The organism is Ectothiorhodospira sp. PHS-1 (assembly GCF_000225005.1).
Taxonomy (GTDB): domain Bacteria; phylum Pseudomonadota; class Gammaproteobacteria; order Ectothiorhodospirales; family Ectothiorhodospiraceae; genus Ectothiorhodospira.
In genome coordinates, this window is record NZ_AGBG01000040.1 from 1 (window position 1) to 17,198 (window position 17,198).

Sequence of the window (17,198 nt, forward strand, 5' to 3'; positions counted from 1 at the left end):
CCCCCTGGATAACGACAAAAGAAAATATGAACCATTTCGCACTTTTGACGCCAAGCAGTTGTATCCATAGTGGAGGCATGGGACTTTAACCCCGTCGCCATGTATCGGCGCTCACGGATGAACTCTCAGGCTCACGGAAGATTCCAGGGATTGGCCCGGCCGCGCGACACAAAGCCCCGTCACATGGACAGTGACGGGGCTTTACTTTGTGCGTTGTCTGTAGCGGATGTAGCGGATCAAAGGCTCAGCACGTCAAAGGCGATGATCTGTCGCTTTTCCCTGGAGAACTCCACGCCGATGAGGTGGATGGGTTTGCCCTGCCCCCGGTACTTGTCGGCATAGCCCTTGTCCTGAAGCTGCCGCAGCGCACTGCCCTCCGGCACCTGCTCCACTACCTTGAACATCTGAAGGGCGGCTAGGTGACTGTAGTACATGCTGACATAATGGTTTTCATGTTTCTTACTGTGTCGTTTTTTTAATTTAATTATTTAATTGGACACCCACTTTATTGAATTTTCTTCATCAAGCGGCTATGATGTTCCCATGGCACAACCTCGTCATGAACAAGTCTCGCTTTCCGAAACGCCCTGGTACCACGTGGTCAGCCGGTGCGTGAGGCGCGCTTTTCTGTGCGGCCGCGATCACCTCACCGGCATGAACTACGAACATCGGCGAGGGTGGCTCGAGGAACGCATGCTGGCTCTTTCCGGCATCTTCGCCATCGATATTGCCGCCTACGCGGTCATGTCCAATCACTATCACATTGTGCTGCGCGTCGATGCCGGGCGCGGCATGGAATGGGGAGTGAATGAGGTGTTGAAGCGCTGGACGCAGTTATTCAATGGCCCCTCCTCCGTGCAGCGCTATCTTGAAGAAGGCCCTGACCGGCTTTCAGCAGCAGAAATCACCCAAGTTGAAGAACATGCGGAGCAGTATCGCGCCAGGCTGCACGACCTTTCCTGGTTCATGCGGGTTCTCAATGAATCCATTGCCCGCCAAGCCAATCAGGAAGATGGTGTGCGAGGGCGATTTTGGGAAGGGCGATTTAAAAGCCAGGCCTTGCTGGATGAACAGGCATTGCTGGCCGCCATGGCCTACGTGGATCTAAACCCTGTGCGCGCCGGGATCGCACAGAATCTCCAGGAATGCGAGTTCACCGGCGTGGCTCGCCGTATCCGCAATGCCGCAAGGACTCAAGCACCACGAAGAAAACTACTGGACAACACCGCACCCACCACCCCCCTGCCCCCCTCTGCCTCATGGAGCGGTACTCGTGCAGATCACGCCACGGAAACAGGCAAGCTGAGATCGGAGCAGCATCTCAAATCATTGCAACCAGCCCCCTTGATGCCGTTCGACCCTGAGACGCGCTTTGAAATCGCCATTCCTTTTGCCTTCGAGGATTACCTGGAACTGGTTGAGACCCTGGGGCTTTGCATCCATCCCACGAAACGCGGCCACATCTCAGAAAAGACACCCCGCCTCCTGTCACGCATGGGTATCGAAACCGAGGCCTTCGTCATTCAATCGGACAGAATGCTCAAGTCCTTCGGCCACGTGATCGGTACACCAGAATCGCTTTGCGAATTGGCGGCGAGAAAAAGAAAACAGAGAGTACGGGGCATCCGTATTGCCCGGGCCATCTTCAGCCGAAAAGCGGCCTGATCATCGCCCGGCCAAGTAAAGCCCTCTCCATCCCCAAGGACCGAGCACTTCTGCAAGAGAAAACCGGGTTAACGCAAGCGCATGTTCCACGTGACACTTCGCACCCGAGAACACCGATTTTATCCCCATCATGCTGTTTTAAATGGAAATTTATGAAAACTCAGAAAGTCAATTAATAATGCTCCGTAAACGACTGTATCCCGCGCCAATAAATATAAAATACATCAAAAAAATACTTTAAATAAATGAAATAAAAGGATTTTATAAAGAAATTCATGACCGCCTCAGATGCCGGCCGCAGCTGGAACCAGAATCCAGAACAACGCCAGCATGGCTGTTGCCAAAAGGATAACAATCCCGTTACAAAGTGCCACCTTGATGCGAGGGCGTCGCCGGGCGGCGCCAACGGCAAACAGCACAGGCATGGGGAGATCCGAGCATGGCCAACACTTCATCACCGAACGGCACCGGGGACGGCGACTTGCAGCCACCCCTCGTCAGTGGGCAAGACGGAAGCAAGCATGCCGGAGAATCCGGGCTGGGAAGGTCGATCAGCTTCGGCATTGCCATCCTCTTCCTGATCGGAGTCGCGGTTTATGCCAAGCTGACGCTGGGTGAAGCCGCCGGCGCGGGTTTTGTCGTGTTCGCCGCGATCATCGGGGCTTACATGGCGATGAACATCGGCGCCAACGATGTCGCCAACAACGTAGGTCCCGCGGTGGGTTCCGGCGCGATCACCTTGCTCGGGGCGCTAGCCATCGCCGGCGTGTTCGAGGCAATGGGCGCCATCATTGCGGGTGGCGAGGTGGTGAACACCATCCGCAGCGGCATCATCGATCCGGAAATGATCGCCAACCCGGACACGTTCCTCTGGGTGATGATGGCGGCACTGCTTGCTGCCGCCATCTGGATCAACATTGCCACCGCCATGGGGGCTCCGGTATCGACCACCCATTCCATCGTGGGTGCCGTGGCCGGCGCCGGCATCGCCGCGGCGGGCTTTGCCATCGCCAACTGGGATGTGATCGGTCGTATTGTGATGAGTTGGGTCATCTCGCCCATGATGGGCGCGGGGATTGCCGCTTTCCTTCTGTATGTCATCAAGCGAACCATCACTTACCAGTCCGACCTGAATGCGGCCGCCATGCGCTGGGTGCCGGTGCTGGTGGCATTCATGGGCGGCGTCTTCGGCGTCTACATGATGCTCAAGGGCTTCAGCCGGATCATGAAAGTGGATCTGCACACGGCGGTGATCGTCGGGATGGTTGCCGCACTCCTGACCTATGCACTGGTCAAGGCGCTGCTGACTCGCATCGGAGAAGTGGAAAACAGCAAGACGGGGGTGAACCGGCTGTTCAACATTCCGCTCATTTTTGCCGCCGCCATGCTGAGTTTTGCCCATGGATCCAACGACGTCGCCAACGCGATCGGTCCGTTGGCCGCCATCGTCGAGGTCACCCGTAGCGGTGGCGCGGAAATCACCCAGGCGGCTCCCATCCCGCTCTGGGTTCTAGTGATCGGGGCACTGGGCCTGGCAGTAGGCCTGTGGCTGTTCGGTGCCCGCGTCATCCGCACAATCGGCAGCGAAATCACCGAAATGGACCAGATGAGGGCCTACTGCATTGCCATGTCCGCGACCATCACCGTATTGATTGCCAGCGAACTCGGCCTCCCCGTGAGTACCACGCACGTGGCCGTTGGCGCGGTCATGGGAGTGGGTTTCCTGCGCGAGTACCTGAAAACGAACTACGACAATATCCTTGCCGAGATAAGAGAGCATCATGCGGGTGAGGAGCGGGAGTCACTCGACCGCTTCATGCGCAAATTCAAGGCGGCCGACATCCGCGAGCGCGGCATCATGCTCAAAGCACTCAAGGCGAAGAACCGTGCACGAGCCGAGACCACCATCATCTCGAAGCGGGAAAGAAAACGCATCCGCAAGCTTTACCGCAAGGAGCTGGTCAAGCGGTCCCTGGTCATCCGGATTGTCGCTGCCTGGGTGATCACCGTCCCCTCGACGGCCCTGATCGCGGCATTTCTGTTCTTCACCATTCGGGGGTATATGCTCTAGCCTTTAATCGGCCCGGATCGACCGGATGGCCAGCCGAAACGGCCCATCCTGAGGATGGGCCTGCCTGGCGATCACGAAACCGATCTGGCAGACCCGGTCCAGCACCAGAGGCGGTGCGCCGGGCACCGGCTTCCCATGATAAGCAGCGACGAAATCCTGGATACTCAACCGGATCCGACTCCAGATGCCCGCCGGCGGCTGGAAGGTTGCCTGATAACTGATACCGTCGAATCGCCGGTCCATACGCAACGAAAGTTTATAGGCCTTGCCATCGCCGCATGCCTCCAGGACCAAGGCATCGCATTCCTCAGGCAGCCGCCAGGATTCCGATTCAGCGTCCCGGAGCAGGTCGGTGCGCACCGAGGCAAAACCACCCCCTTGGTCCAAGGACATCACGCCTTCAAATACCGCAAAACCCGCCGGATCATGTCGCAGACAACTCTGCGACATGCCCCCCATCACCCGGTCATCGATGGCGTGCCAGGCTTGGCTTACCGACGGATCCGAAAAATCCATGACGTTCACCTTTGCTCAACCCCTAATGCAGCGTGGGCGGTGCCTCATCGAAGATGGCCGCGATGGCGTCCCGATCCAACCGATATTCCCGGTTGGCCAGGTCGTCCCGGACGATCACGGCGCCCTGCTCCTGCAACACCGACTCCACTTCCTCCCGTCCCAGGGAGCGGAGCATGGCGCGCACCTTGTCCCAGTCCTCGGGGGTCTCGTGAAGCACGGTGCGGGCATCGAAGATACGGACCACCTCTTCCGGGAAAAGGCGGGAAAGCAGCGCATCCGGGGCCAGACTGATGAGTTCGTCGTCGGTCACCGTGGCAGCCAGTTGCTCGACACGGTTCCAACCGTCGGGGTCACGGGTGTCCGCGGCGGGCAGTTTCTGCAGGAACAGGCCCGCCGCCCCTTCGGCGGTGGCCGCCAGGAACAGTCTTGAAGGCAACTGTTCGGAGAGGCTCAGGTAATGTTCGAAGATGTCACCGATGCCCTCCCCCTCCAACGGCACCACGCTCTGCCAGGGCTGACGCATGCTGGGCAAGTCCAGGGACAGCACCAGCTGACCGTCTCCCAGCAGCGTGCGGGCCGTACCTTGCTCGATGTCATTGCCGGACTGGGCCAGGGCACGCAGGTTGAGGCGCTCATCACAGTCCACCACCAGCAGGGAGACCGGCCCGGTACCCCGAACCTGGAACGTCACACGGCCGGGCTGTTTCAGGGCTTCGGTGACGAACAGGGAGGTGACGCACATCTCGCCCAGCAACCGGTTCACCGGTTCCGGATAGTGGCGATCGGCGATGATCCGCCGCCACACCGGCCCCAGGCAGACGACCGCCCCCCGGATGTCCAGATCGTCCAGCAGGAAACGCTGCAATACATCAAGGCTCACGACAAAACCTCCCGATACCGTTCGGCATCAAATCCCACCAGAACCGTCCCCCCGCATTCCAGCACCGGTCGCTTGATCAGGGTGGGATGCCGTGTCATCAGTTCACGGGCCCGAGTCTCGTCCAGACCTTCACGCTCCATCTCGTCCAGGCGACGCCAGGTGAGGCCGCGACGATTGATCAACGTTTCCCAGCCCGCCTGGCGACACCAATGCGGCAGTCTGTCGGCAACGACACCGGCTTTCTTGTAATCGATGAATTCATGGGCGATTCCGGCATTGTCCAGCCAGACCAGGGCCTTCTTCATGGTGTCGCAGTTCCTGATGCCGTAGATGCGACATGGATGCGGTGCATTCAAACCTGACATGTGGCCGAACAAGCTCCTGATGAGTGAATCAAAGGGGCTATTCTAGCGGGACCGGAACCGTCTGTGGTGACCCGATGTACGGTCTGGATCTTGCGTGTTCCGACCCGGGCTTGCATGACCCGACGCAAACAGTCAAGGTTTGCATTGTACCCTGGTTGTGCCCTATGTTTAGACTCTTTCCAAAACATGAACTGCCCGAGGCAGTCACAAGGAGAACATCGCCATGACGCACCAACTGCCTGAACTGCCCTACGCCAAGGACGCCCTGGAACCCCACGTCTCCGCCGAGACCCTGGAGTTCCACCACGACAAGCACCATGCGACCTATGTCACCAACCTGAACAAGCTGATCAGCGGCACCGAGTTCGAAAGCCTGTCCCTGGAAGAGATCGTCAAAAAGGCCCCTGCCGGCGGCATCTTCAACAATGCCGCCCAGGTCTGGAACCACACGTTCTACTTCAACTGCCTGAGCCCCAACGGCGGCGGCGAGCCCACCGGCGCCCTGGCCGAGGCCATCAACACCGCCTTCGGTTCCTTTGCCGAATTCAAGGAGAAGTTTGCCGCCGCCGGCGCGGGCAATTTCGGCTCCGGGTGGACCTGGCTGGTGAAGAATGCCGACGGTAGCCTGGAGATCGTCAACACCAGCAACGCCGCCACTCCGATCACCGAGGCCGGCAAAACCCCGCTGCTGACCATGGATGTGTGGGAACATGCCTACTACATCGACTACCGCAATGCCCGGCCCAAGTACATTGAGGGCTTTTTCAATGTCGTGAACTGGGACTTCGTCGCCGACAACTTCGGCTGAACGAGCAGGACGCCGGTCCGGTAACCCCATTCGCGGACAGGCCCGCGCCCTGTATCTCTGCGTGGGCGCGGGCTTTCCGGGTTCACCATATCCATGATGGCTCCAAGGCCTTTGCGCCCCACGTCAGGGCATCGTATGATGAGCGTTTGAGCCATTTTCCAACCGGCGCCCCGAGCGCCCGTGAACAGCCGGCAGCCATGGGCTGCCTTTTTTCGTTTTTGGAGGGGAGCAAGCCGAATGTCAGACGCCCTCATGCAGAACTACAAGCGCCAACCCGTTGCCTTCGTACGGGGAGAGGGCCCCTGGTTGTGGGACGATCAGGGCCGGCGCTATCTGGATGCCCTGTCCGGCATCGCCGTCTGCGGCCTGGGTCATGCCCATCCGGCCGTGACCCAGGCCCTGTGCGAACAGGCTGGACAACTCATTCATACCTCCAATCTCTACGAGATTCCCCAGCAGACCCGACTTGCCGAGCGCCTGACCGCGCTGGCCGGCATGGATCGAGCCTTCTTCTGCAATTCCGGCGCCGAGGCCAACGAGGCCGCCATCAAGCTGGCCCGCCTGCATGGCCATCACAAGGGCATCGCCCGCCCCACCGTGATCGTCATGGAAGGCAGCTTCCACGGCCGCACCCTGGCCACCCTGACCGCCACCGGCAATGCCCGCATCCAGGCAGGTTTCGCCCCCCTGGTGGAGGGATTCATCCGTGTGCCCCACGGTGATCTGGCGGCGGTGGAAGCCCTGGCGGATCACCCGGACGTGGTGGCCATCCTGGTGGAGCCGATCACCGGCGAAGGCGGCATCCGCATTCCCCCAAAAGGGTATCTCAAGGGGCTACGGACGCTCTGCGACCGCGCCGGCTGGCTGCTGATGCTGGACGAGATCCAGGCCGGCATCGGCCGTACCGGGACCTGGTTCGCCTTCCAGCACGAAGGCATCACCCCGGATGTGCTGAGCCTGGCCAAGGGCCTGGGCAACGGTGTCCCCATCGGCGCCACCCTGGCGGCGAGCGCGGCCGCCGACCTGTTCACCCCCGGCACCCACGGCACCACCTTCGGCGGCAATCCCCTGGTGTGCCGCGCCGCCCTGGCGGTGCTGGACACCCTGGAGCAAGACGCCCTCCTGGCGCATGCGGACACCATGGGACAGTACCTGGTGGCGGCCTTCCGGGATCGCCTCGGCCGGCACCCCGCCGTGCGGGACATCCGCGGCAAGGGCCTGATGCTGGGCATCGAGCTGGATCGTCCCTGCGCCGAGCTGGTAGCCCTGGCCCTGGAGGCCGGCCTGCTCATCAACGTCACCGCGGAGCGGGTCATTCGTCTGCTGCCGCCCCTGATCATCGACCGGGCCGAGGCGGACCAGATCGTGGATACCATCTCTGACCTGGTGGAACGGTTCGCGGCCCAGGCCGCCTGAGGAAATGCCCATGGCTGTGCGTCACTTTCTGTCCCTGCTGGACCTGTCCACCGAGGAACTGCGTCACCTGATCCACCGCGCCATGCAGATGAAGGCGCAACTGCGACAGGGCGAGGCCTACGAACCCCTCAAGGGCAAGACCCTGGCGATGATTTTCGAGAAATCATCCACCCGCACCCGTGTCTCCTTCGAGGTGGGCATGCAGCAACTGGGAGGCCATGCCATCTTCCTGTCGCCCAAGGATACCCAGCTGGGTCGGGGCGAGCCCATCGAGGACTCGGCCCGGGTGCTCTCCCGCATGGTGGACATCGTCATGATTCGCACCTTCGAGCACGAGAAGGTGGAGCGATTCGCCGCCAACTCCAAGGTGCCCGTGATCAATGGTCTCACCGACCTGGAGCACCCCTGCCAGCTGCTGGCGGATCTGCAGACCTGGTTCGAACTAAGGGGCGACATTGCCGGTCGCACCGTGGTCTGGGTGGGGGATGGCAACAACATGTGCCATAGCTACATCCACGCCGCCGAGCGTCTGGGGTTTGAACTGCGCATTGCCTCTCCGGAAGGCTATGATCCGGACCCGGTGATCCTGGCCGCAGCCGGCCGTAGCGCCGCCATCGTGCGGGACCCCATGGCAGCAGCACAAGGGGCCGATCTGATCGTCACCGATGTCTGGGCCAGCATGGGGCAGGAACAGGAACAGGCCGCCCGCCGTCGGGCCTTCGGGGATTATCAGGTCAATGCCGCCCTGATGGCGCAGGCCGCGCCGGATGCCCTGTTCATGCACTGCCTGCCCGCCCACCGGGAAGAGGAAGTCTCCACCGAGGTGCTGGAAGGCCCGCAAAGCGTGGTCTGGGACGAGGCCGAGAACCGCCTGCACGCCCAGAAGGCCCTGATGGAATTCCTGCTGGTGGGCAATGGCAGGCAGCAGGCGTTGTCACAGGAATGACATTCTGATGGGATAGACTGTGCGGATGACCGAGACCGAGATCGACCTGACCAATCCGGAACTGTACCTCAACCGCGAGCTGAGCCTGCTGGCCTTCAATCAGCGGGTTCTGGAGCTAGCCAAACAGGACACCATCCCGCTGCTGGAACGGCTGCGCTTTTTGTGCATCTCGTCCACCAATCTGGATGAGTTCTTCGAAATCCGGGTGGCGGGACTCAAGCAGCAATTACAGCTCGGGGTGAACACCCCGGGGCCGGATGGGCTCAGCGCCACCGAACAGCTGACCCGGGTGGGTCAGCTGGCGCATACCCTGGTGGACGATCAGTACGCCACCCTCAACGACATCCTGATCCCGGCCCTGGCCGAGCAGAACATCCACTTCGTGCGCCGTACTCACTGGAGTGACGAGCAGTCTGCCTGGGTCAAGGATTTCTTCGACCGCGAGCTGTTGCCGGTACTGTCCCCGCTGGGGCTGGACCCGGCCCACCCGTTCCCACGCATTCTCAACAAGAGCCTTAACTTCATCGTCACTCTGGAAGGCAAGGACGCCTTCGGTCGGGAAAGCCGCATGGCCGTGGTTCAGGCCCCTCGCTCCCTGCCCCGCCTGGCCCGCCTGCCCCGGGAAATCGCCAAGGGCGACTATGATTTCGTCTTTTTGTCCTCCATCCTCCACGCCCACGTGGGCGAGCTGTTCCAGGGCATGACGGTCACCGGCTGCTACCAGTTCCGGCTCACCCGCAACTCGGATCTATTTGTCCACGAGGAGGAGATTGATGATCTGCTGATGGCCCTGGAAGGGGAACTGCCCCAGCGTAATTACGGCGAAGCGGTACGGCTGGAAGTGGCGGACAACTGTCCGGCCAAGGTAGCGGATTTCCTGCTGCGCCAGTTCAAGCTGGGACCGGACGACCTCTATCAGGTCAATGGTCTGGTGAACCTGAACCGGCTTATGGCCGTGCATGAACTGGTAGAGCGCCCTGATCTCAAATTCCCCTCCTTCGTGCCCGCCCTGCCCCCGGTCCTGACCGGGTCGGCGGACATCTTCCACACCATCCGACGTGGGGATGTGCTGCTGCACCATCCCTATCAGTCGTTCGTGCCGGTGGTGGAATTCATGCGCCAGGCCGCCCGGGACCCGGACGTGCTGGCGATCAAGCAGACCCTGTACCGTACCGGCATGCGTTCCCAGCTGGTGGACATCCTGATGCAGGCCGCCCAGGCGGGCAAGGAAGTCACCGTGGTGATCGAGTTGCGCGCCCGGTTCGACGAGGAGGCCAATATCCATCTGGCCAACCGTCTGCAGGATGCCGGCGCCCACGTGACCTACGGGGTGGTGGGCTACAAGACCCACGCCAAGCTGGCCATGGTGGTGCGCCGGGAAAAGGATCGGATCCGGCGCTATGTGCATCTGGGTACCGGCAACTATCACGCGGGGACCGCCCGGGCCTATACCGATTACGGCCTGCTGACCGCCGACAAGGTGATCGGCGAGGACGTGCACAAGGTTTTCCAGCAGCTGACGGGACTGGGCAAGGTATCCAAGCTGAAGAAGCTGTTGCAGGCCCCGTTCACCCTGCATTCGGGGATGCTGGAACGGATCGAGCGGGAGATCGAGCATGTGCGCTCGGGCAAGCCCGGCCGGGTATTGGCCCGGATGAATTCCCTGATCGAGCCCAGGCTGATCCAGGCCATGTACCGGGCCTCCCAGGCAGGGGTGCGAATTGACCTGGTGGTGCGTGGGGTGTGCTGCCTGCGGCCCGGGGTGCCGGGAATTTCGGACAATATCCGGATACGCTCGGTGATGGGGCGGTTTCTGGAGCATTCCCGGGTGTTCTATTTCCAGAACGGCGGTGAACCGGAGATCTTCCTGTCCAGTGCCGACTGGATGCCACGCAATTTCTTCCGCCGGGTGGAAGTGGCCTTTCCGGTGGAGGTGCCGGAGTTGCGGGACCGGGTGCTGCAGGAATCCCTGCTGGCCTATATCTCGGACAACACCCAGGCCTGGGCGCTGCAGCAGGACGGCAGCTACCGGCGTCTGAAGGCGGCCTCCAACCACAAGCCCCGCTCGGCCCAGGATGAACTGCTCGGCAAGCTCACCAGCTGAGCTTCACTCCACCTTGAGTTTGAATTGGGCGGCCTTGAGGTGGCCTGACTCCCGCTCCAGATCCGCCCGGGTCAGGGGATTGGCCTCCAGCCAACCCGGGGCAAACCGCAGCTTGAGACCCTGATCCTTCGCCTTGAGCCCGTCCAGGGCCGGCACCGTGTCCGTGCGGGATCGGTGCAGCAATACCGCCAGACGCAGCAACACGGCCAGACGCAGCATGGGACGACGCTCCAGGATGGGCAGATCGTCAAACAGCTTGACGGGAAACTTGCGCCGATGGGCACGCACCAGCAAGGCGATCCGCCGCTGCCCCTCCAGGGTGAAGCCGGACAGGTCCGCATTCTCCACCATATAGGCCCCATGCTTGTGAAACTGGCTGTGGGAGATGGACAACCCCAGCTCATGCAGACGCGCCGCCCAGGCCAGGCTGTCGGCATGGTCCTGATCCAGTCCCCAGGTCTCCGCCACCAGATCCAGCAGCCGCAGGGCCGTCTGCTCCACCCGCCGGGCATGATCCGGCTCCACCTGAAAGCGCTTCATGATCCCGTCGATGGTACGGGTGCGAACGTCCTCATGACTGATGCGCCCCAACAGGTCATAGACCAACCCCTCCCTCAGGGCGCCATCAGAGACCCGCATCTGCCCGATGCCCAGGGCCTCGAAGACCGAAATCAGCACCACGACTCCGCCGGGCAGCACCGGGCGCCGCTCCTCGCTCAGGCCCTTGAGTTCCACCTTGGCCATGTCCCCGGCCTTGATCAGGGCCTGACGCAGCAGGTGCAGCCCTTCCAGGGTGATACCCTCCCGGCTCCACCCCTGTTCCCGCATGATCCTGTCAACCGCCAGCAGGGTGCCTGAAGCCCCCAGGGCCTCCTGCCAGCCCACACGCCGGTAGGTTTCCTCGATGGGTTGAAGCTCCAACCGGGCACCGATCTCGGCCGCACGCCAGGCCGTTTCGGTGATAATGCCTTTGGGAAAATAGAGCCGCCCCATGCTCACACACCCCATGTGCAGACTTTCGGTGTGACTGGGTTCGAAGCGCTCCCCCAGAATCAGCTCCGTACTGCCGCCACCGATGTCCACCACCAACCGCCGACCGCCGTCATCCGCCAGGCTGTGGGCCACCCCCAGATAGATCAGGCGGGCTTCCTCGCGACCGCCGATCACTTCGATCGGATGCCCCAGGGCACGGGTGGCCAGTTCCAGGAACTCCTCGGCGTTGCGCGCCTTGCGCAGGGTGTTGGTGCCCACGGCGCGCACGCTGCCCAAAGGCAGGTCACGTACGCGCTGGCCGAACTGCTGCAGACAGTCCAGGGCCCGGGTCACGGCCTCGGGACCGATGAAGCCACGGTTGTCCAGACCGCTGGCCAGACGCACGGACTCCCGCAGACGATCGAGCATGTGCACTTCGCCGTCACGGACGCGGGCCACGATCATGTGAAAGCTGTTGGAACCCAGATCGACGGCGGCGACGGTCTCGGGGGGCTTACGGCGTCGGAACATGAAAATCTCCCTCTTTTGCGGGGCCTCGATGATCGCCCCTCAAGGGGTCGAGTCTAGCAAGGGAACATGTCGCGAGGATAACAGCCGGGCGAGCCTGTCAGGCCAGCTTGCGCAACTGCCCCTGGGTCAGCAGCCAGTGGAGCGTGGCACGCCCCGGCTGCATGCCCAGGCTCACGTCCAGGCAGCAGACCCCGCCTTTTTTCATTCGCACCAGCGATCGCCGCTCCCCGGCCAACAGCCAGCCGGCCAGCAGGGACAAGTGGGGTTCGTGCCCCACCGCCAGCAGGGTCGGTGGGCAGGACCGTTCGTGCACCCAGTCGGCGAACTGCACCGGGTCCGCCTCGGGAATCAGGGTCGGCGCGGACACGATCTCGGCGTCGGGGAACACTTCGTGCAGAATCTGGGCGGTCTGGGCCGCCCGGCTATAGGGGCTGGTGACGATGCCCAGCGGCCCTTCCACCAAACGGTGCAGGCCCCGAGCGGCTCGACGCATGCGGCTGATACCCTCTTGCGTCAGGGGGCGAAGGTGATCCCCCTGGCCGGTGGCGGCAAACTCGTCGGCATCACCGGCCTGACTGTGGCGCACCAGGACCAGATGGCGAAGCGGATGGCCTGTCTTCATCTGCGGCATGGATTGATCTCCCTTGCAAGTGCCTGGGACCAGCCTAGCTGAAAGCAGCCCGGATGATGAAGAAGAAGACGATGGACAGCAGTGCCCCGGCCGGCAGGGTAATGATCCAGGACATGAAGATCGCGCGCACCACGCTCAGGTTGATGGCTGCAATCCCCCGCGCCAGACCCACCCCCAGGATGGCACCCACCAGGGTATGGGTGGTGGAGATGGGCAGCCCGGTGCCGGAGGCCAGAACCACGGTCATGGCCGCCGCCAGGGTGGCGGCAAAGCCGCGGCTGGGGGTGAGTTGGGTGATGCCCGTGCCCACCGTGGCGATCACCCGATGGCCGTAGGTCACCAGACCCAACACGATGCCGACCCCACCCAGCAGCAGAATCCACATGGGCATGGGGGTATGCACGGACACTTCCCCGCTCTGCACCACGCTGACCACCGCCGCCAGCGGACCGACGGCATTGGCCACGTCGTTGGAACCATGGGCGAAGGCCATGGCGCAGGCGGTCACCAGCATCAGGACGCCGAAAACCTTTTCCACGTTGCTGAAATGGAAGTCCCGGTCATCGGCGGGGTCGAAACGCAGGCGGCGGATGGCCAGCAGTCCCAGGCCCGCCGTCATCAGGGCAAAGGTGGCGGCGATGCCGTAACTCTGTAAGATGGTGAGGTCCATCCCCAGATGGGTCAGCCCCTTGAGCAGGGTGATGAGGGCGGTGAAGAAGGCGGCGAGGAAAATGTAGTAGGGAACGTAGCGCTTGGCATTGTCCAGGGGATTGGGTGTGTCCAGAATCAGGATCTGGACACTGCGGAAGAGGACGAAGGCGACCACCCCCGACAGGGCCGGCGACAGGACCCAACTGATGGCGATGGCGCCCACCTTGCCCCATTGCACCGCCTCCATGCCGATGGCCACGATGGCAAAGCCGATGATGGCACCGACGATGGAATGGGTGGTGGACACCGGCCAGCCGAAGATGGAGGCCACCAGCAACCAGGTCCCCGCCGCCAGCAGGGACGCCAGCATGCCGAAGACCAGGATCTCCGGTGTCCCCGCCAGTAGATTGGCGTCCAGCATCCCGGAACGGATGGTCTGGGTCACCGCCCCGCCCGCCAGCCAGGCGCCGGCGAACTCGAAAATGGCGGCGATGATCACCGCCTGCTTGATGGTCAGGGCTCGGGATCCCACCGAGGTGCCCATGGCATTGGCTACGTCGTTTGCGCCCACACCCCAGGCCATGAAAAAGCCGAAAATGCACGCCAGGACGATGAATAGCGTCGCGTATTCCATAGGATTGTCAGTTTTTTGTAGGTCTGAAGGGAATCAGTGGGCCAGCATGAGCCGCAGGCGACTACCGACCCGCTGTGCCAGGTCGGCCAGGTCACCGATCTCGTCGATAATCCGGTACATGAAGATCACATCCACCGGCGGCAGGGCCCGTTCCATGGCAAAGAGCTCGGCACGGACCCGGATCTGGATCCGATCGGTATCGTGCTCGATGGTATCGAGTTCCTTGAGGATGGATTCCATCACATCCACTTCATGTCCCCGAAAACCGGTCTCCACCAGGTCTTCCAGTTCATGCACGGCCTGGGAGGCCTTGCGGGTCGCCTCGGAGCAGCGGCTCAGGAAATCCCTCAGCAGGGGGTGGAGATTGTCGGGGAATGTCATCCGGCGGCCCAGGATCAGGCCGGCGATGTCCTTGGCGGTATTGGCGATGCCGTCCTGGACGGTGAGGGTTTCCAGGATGTCCCGGCGTGACATGGCCAGCATCATGCCCTTGGGCAGGTGCTGACGCAGATCTTTCTTGAGCAGGTCCGCCTCGTGTTCCAGTTCGGCGATGCGATTGCGCCGGGCTTCGGCCTGTTCCCAGTCCTGGGCCATGACCGCCTCCATGAAGGCAGGCAGTTCAGCCACACAGGCCTGCACCTTTTCGGCATGGTGCTGCAGGGGACGGACCGGTGACTTACCGAACAGATCGAAAAAATAACTCTTTGGAGGCATGGGGTGACCAGACCTGGAAAAGCGCGATTGTAACGGAATTATGACGCCGGACGGGAGTTTCAGATCCGGCATTCAGAGCGCTGTCATGAAATATTCATATTGATCCGTCCGATACCTCCTTGGCCCGCTCTGCCCGGGCGGCCTCACTGCCGCGCCGCACGATCCGGTCACGCCCGAAATGACAGGTGAAGGTGCTCCCCTCCCCCGGCGTGCTCTCGACCTGCAGCCGGGCGCCGTGGCGCTGCAGCACATGCTTGACAATGGCCAGACCCAGTCCGGTGCCGCCGGTGTTGCGACTGCGATCCGAATCCACCCGATAGAAGCGCTCCGTCAGACGGTGGACATGCTGAGGAGGGACACCGATACCGGTATCCCGGACCTGGAAACGGGCGCCATGCTCATCTTCGTGCCAATGCACGCTGATGGTGCCGCCATCGGGCGTGTAGTTGATCGCGTTGGTGACCAGGTTGGAAAAGGCACTGTGCAGCTCGGTATTGGACCCTCGCAACCAGAGACCCTCGTCCACCTCCAGGGTCAGATGCTGCCCCCGCTCCCCGATCAGCATGCGCGCCTCTTCCTTGATGCCGTGAATCAGGGCGGGCACGCTCACCGGTGACTGCGCGGTGGCCGCGGTGTCCCGGGTCTCCAGTCGGGACAGGGTCAGCAGATCCTCGATAATGCGCCGCATGCGAACCGCCTGGGACTCCATGGAACGCAGGGAGCGCCGGATCTCCGGCTCCAGAGAGTCCTCATCCGCCAGCGCTTCCAGATAACCGGCGATGACCGTGAGCGGGGTGCGCAGCTCATGGGAGACATTGGCGACAAAGTCGCGCCGCATGGATTCGAGCATGTGCAGACGGGTGACATCCCGCACCGACAGCAGGAACTGCTTGTCACCGTAGGGCACGATGCGGGCAGAGAGCATGACCCGCTCGTCCGGACCGCGGGGGAACTCCACCGCGTCGCTGTAATCGCCGGAGTGCATGTAGCGGACAAACTCGGGATGACGCAGCAAATTAGTGACACGTCGACCGATATCCCGGGGGGACTCCAGTTCCAGCAGACTGATGGCCGCGCCGTTGAACCACTCGATGTCGAAGCGGCTACCCAGGATCACCGTGGCATCCGGCATGGCGGCACTGGACTCATGAAAGCGGTTGAGCAGCTTGGCGATCTTCTTCTTGCGCCGCCGGTTGCGCTGGTAAAGCCGGTACTGCTCGTAGATCAGATCACCCCAGACCCCGCTGGCATGGGGCGGCTCGGATCGCTTGCCCACCTGGATCCAGCGATGGAAACGGTGCAACTGACGCAACTGCCAGCCCGTATAGGCGGACAAGGCGAGCACCAGCATCCAGGCCAGGTGACCGAACAGGGCACCCAGCACCAGGCCGGCAAGAATGAAACCGGACAGGCGCCAGAATTCCACCTTCCACGGACTGCCTGAACGGGAATCCAGGAGCATGGGCCGGTCCTACGCCTGCAGGGAAAAACGGTAGCCGGCACCGCGCACCGTCTGCACGAAACGGTCGCAGCCGGACGGGGCCAGCACCTTGCGCAGGCGCAGGATGTGGACGTCCACCGTGCGCTCCTCCACATAGGTATTGCGCCCCCAGACCCGGTCCAGCAACTGGGAACGGGAGTAAACCCGCTCGGGATGGGTCATGAAGAAGTGAAGCAAGCGAAATTCCGTCGGTCCCATCTCCAGGGCCTCACCGTCCACGGTCACCCGGTGACTGGAAGGGTCCAGGGTCAGTGTGTCCACGGTGATGGGCCTGGACTGTTCCTCCGGGATACTGCGCCGCAATACCGCCTTGATTCGGGCCACCAGCTCCCGGGGGAAAACGGCTTGGTGATGTAGTCATCCACGCCGGCCTCCAGAGCCCCCACCTTGTCGTCCTCCTCGCCACGGGCGGTGAGCATGATGATGGGCAGCTCGGCAGTGTATTCCTCGCGCTTGAGACGTCGGGCCAGATCAATGCCGCTGGTGCCGGGGAGCATCCAGTCCACCACCACCAGATCCGGCAACCGTTCCGCCAATCGGGTATGGGCCTCGTTGGCATCACCGGCCTCCACCATGCGAAATCCGGCCCGTGACAGGGCAAAACCCACCATCTCGCGAATGGCCGGCTCGTCCTCGACCAACAATATGGTCTTCTCGGTCATGTGTTCATCATCCTTCAGCCTGTCTTTGACGCGGCTATTACAACGAGAATTTATGACATGACGGTGACATTACAATGACTGCGGCCACCGCCCCCCTTTTCGGGATGTCATGCCACGGACACATTGCAGGA

15 protein-coding genes and 2 pseudogenes are annotated in these 17,198 nt (G+C 62.1%); 6 read left to right on the forward strand and 11 right to left on the reverse strand.

The features are described from left to right. Positions 1 to 236: 236 nt before the first annotated feature. Positions 237 to 401: pseudogene (locus ECTPHS_RS12540) on the reverse strand (PD-(D/E)XK nuclease domain-containing protein); the annotation flags it as partial. A gap of 142 nt (positions 402 to 543) precedes the next feature. Here ECTPHS_RS12540 and ECTPHS_RS12545 point away from each other — a divergent pair. Then, a complete protein-coding gene (locus tag ECTPHS_RS12545) occupies positions 544 to 1,665 on the forward strand; it encodes a transposase (RefSeq protein ID WP_040406003.1) in 1,122 nt (373 codons plus the stop codon). Positions 1,666 to 1,949: 284 nt separating this feature from the next. On the opposite strand, the gene ECTPHS_RS14860 is transcribed toward ECTPHS_RS12545, so the two are convergent. Further along, a complete protein-coding gene (locus tag ECTPHS_RS14860) occupies positions 1,950 to 2,090 on the reverse strand; it encodes a hypothetical protein (protein WP_168044673.1) in 141 nt (46 codons plus the stop codon). 14 nt (positions 2,091 to 2,104) lie between these two features. Between ECTPHS_RS14860 and ECTPHS_RS12550 the strand changes: the two genes are divergently transcribed. Beyond that, a complete protein-coding gene (locus tag ECTPHS_RS12550) occupies positions 2,105 to 3,736 on the forward strand; it encodes an inorganic phosphate transporter (RefSeq protein ID WP_008933126.1) in 1,632 nt (543 codons plus the stop codon). Between the two features lie 3 nt (positions 3,737 to 3,739). Here the strand turns inward: ECTPHS_RS12550 and ECTPHS_RS12555 are convergent, their stop codons facing one another. The 3 genes from ECTPHS_RS12555 to ECTPHS_RS12565 are packed head-to-tail and all read right to left on the reverse strand — an operon-like array spanning position 3,740 to position 5,497. Further along, positions 3,740 to 4,252: a CIA30 family protein gene (locus ECTPHS_RS12555; RefSeq protein WP_008933127.1), complete on the reverse strand. Its 513-nt coding sequence runs from the start codon at positions 4,250 to 4,252 to the stop codon at positions 3,740 to 3,742. A gap of 22 nt (positions 4,253 to 4,274) precedes the next feature. Further along, on the reverse strand, positions 4,275 to 5,132 hold the full coding sequence (locus tag ECTPHS_RS12560) for an Hsp33 family molecular chaperone HslO (RefSeq protein WP_008933128.1): 858 nt from the start codon (positions 5,130 to 5,132) through the stop codon (positions 4,275 to 4,277). Beyond that, entirely contained in the window at positions 5,129 to 5,497 is a 369-nt protein-coding gene (locus tag ECTPHS_RS12565) for an arsenate reductase (protein ID WP_040406005.1), read from the reverse strand. The genes ECTPHS_RS12560 and ECTPHS_RS12565 overlap by 4 nt, the downstream gene beginning before the upstream one ends. 223 nt (positions 5,498 to 5,720) lie before the next feature. On the opposite strand from ECTPHS_RS12565, the gene ECTPHS_RS12570 reads away from it, so the two are divergent. From ECTPHS_RS12570 to ppk1, 4 genes are all read left to right on the forward strand, one after another. Next, on the forward strand, positions 5,721 to 6,305 hold the full coding sequence (locus ECTPHS_RS12570; RefSeq protein ID WP_008933130.1) for a superoxide dismutase: 585 nt from the start codon (positions 5,721 to 5,723) through the stop codon (positions 6,303 to 6,305). 237 nt (positions 6,306 to 6,542) lie between these two features. Beyond that, a complete protein-coding gene (locus ECTPHS_RS12575; RefSeq protein ID WP_008933131.1) occupies positions 6,543 to 7,721 on the forward strand; it encodes an acetylornithine transaminase in 1,179 nt (392 codons plus the stop codon). Between the two features lie 10 nt (positions 7,722 to 7,731). Further along, a complete protein-coding gene (argF, locus tag ECTPHS_RS12580) occupies positions 7,732 to 8,667 on the forward strand; it encodes an ornithine carbamoyltransferase (RefSeq protein WP_008933132.1) in 936 nt (311 codons plus the stop codon). Positions 8,668 to 8,692: 25 nt separating this feature from the next. Beyond that, entirely contained in the window at positions 8,693 to 10,771 is a 2,079-nt protein-coding gene (gene ppk1, locus ECTPHS_RS12585) for a polyphosphate kinase 1 (RefSeq protein ID WP_008933133.1), read from the forward strand. Positions 10,772 to 10,774: 3 nt separating this feature from the next. Here ppk1 and ppx read toward each other — a convergent pair whose 3' ends face one another. From ppx to phoB, 6 genes and pseudogenes are all read right to left on the reverse strand, one after another. Then, complete coding sequence (gene ppx, locus ECTPHS_RS12590) at positions 10,775 to 12,274, reverse strand: exopolyphosphatase (RefSeq protein ID WP_008933134.1); 1,500 nt, start codon at positions 12,272 to 12,274, stop codon at positions 10,775 to 10,777. A gap of 97 nt (positions 12,275 to 12,371) precedes the next feature. Beyond that, complete coding sequence (locus ECTPHS_RS12595) at positions 12,372 to 12,905, reverse strand: histidine phosphatase family protein (protein ID WP_008933135.1); 534 nt, start codon at positions 12,903 to 12,905, stop codon at positions 12,372 to 12,374. Positions 12,906 to 12,939: 34 nt separating this feature from the next. Then, positions 12,940 to 14,190 (reverse strand): inorganic phosphate transporter, encoded by a 1,251-nt coding sequence (locus ECTPHS_RS12600; RefSeq protein ID WP_008933136.1) that lies wholly within the window; start codon positions 14,188 to 14,190, stop codon positions 12,940 to 12,942. A 33-nt stretch (positions 14,191 to 14,223) separates the two neighbouring features. Beyond that, a complete protein-coding gene (locus tag ECTPHS_RS12605) occupies positions 14,224 to 14,904 on the reverse strand; it encodes a TIGR00153 family protein (RefSeq protein ID WP_008933137.1) in 681 nt (226 codons plus the stop codon). Positions 14,905 to 14,998: 94 nt separating this feature from the next. Continuing rightward, positions 14,999 to 16,366, reverse strand: a complete 1,368-nt coding sequence (gene phoR / locus ECTPHS_RS12610; protein WP_008933138.1) for a phosphate regulon sensor histidine kinase PhoR — start codon at positions 16,364 to 16,366, stop codon at positions 14,999 to 15,001. A 9-nt stretch (positions 16,367 to 16,375) separates the two neighbouring features. After that, positions 16,376 to 17,067, reverse strand: a pseudogene (phoB, locus tag ECTPHS_RS12615) (phosphate regulon transcriptional regulator PhoB). Positions 17,068 to 17,198 lie beyond the last annotated feature (131 nt).